Annotated in this window: 1 protein-coding gene; it reads right to left on the bottom strand. The window is 69.8% G+C overall.

All coding sequences use genetic code 11. The features are described from left to right. Positions 1-5: 5 nt before the first annotated feature. The coding region (locus ACLBXO_RS31610) for an outer membrane protein (protein WP_447687900.1) at positions 6-830 on the bottom strand (825 nt) is incomplete at its 5' end.

Raw genomic sequence — 830 nt, 5'->3', positions numbered from 1 at the left:
CGATCTCAGTATGAGCCGAACTTGTAGTTGAGGCCTGCGCGGACGACGGCGAACTCTGTCTTGGCGGCGGCGCCGTTGAGGTAGGCGGTGCCGTTCGGGGGCAGGAGGTTGCCGTAGAAGACGCCGCCGGCGGAGTTCTTCTGGCGGTCGAGGCTGACGTAGAGGCCTTCGACCTTGAGGGTGACGGCCGAGGAGCGGAAGAAGTTCAGGAAGGAGTCGGTGGGCAGGGCGTACTCGACGCCGCCGCCGGCGGCCCAGCCGGTGCGGAAGCTGTCGCGGAAGCGGTTGCCGGAGAAGTTCTGGTCGTCCTGGCCGGAGCCGTAGGCGAAGCCGCCGGTGCCGTACACGAGGGTGCGGTCGAAGGCGTAGCCGAGGCGGCCGCGGACGGTGCCGAAGTAGTCCAGGCCGTTGCCGCTGGTGGCGACGAAGGCCGGCGGGTTGGAGAAGGCGACGCCGGGGAAGCCCAGGAAGCTGTAGTTCTGGGTGGCGTTGGCGCGGCGGGCGAAGTCGACGTACTGGGCGTCGGCCTCGAAGCCGATCACGACGCCGGAGCCCGGGGTGAACTGGTAGTTGTAGCCGATCTGGGCGCCGCCCGAGAAGCCGTCGTTGTTGTTGCGGTTGTTGACGCTGACGACGCCGGCGGTGCCGGGGGAGTTGATCAGCGAGCCGCCGGGCAGGGCGTAGCTGGTGGTGTTGCGGCTGTTGGCGTCGAAGCCGTAGCCGGCGTTCACACCGATGTAGAAGCCGGTCCAGGTGAACACCGGCACCGGCGTGAACACCGGCGGCGGCGCGGCGCGGCGCGGCAGGTCCGCGGCGGACGCCGCGGCGGT

The sequence above is a fragment of the Methylobacterium sp. C33D genome (assembly GCF_053345825.1).
The sequence above is the reverse complement of the archived record's forward strand: the minus strand, read 5'-3'. Positions and strand labels throughout refer to the sequence as shown.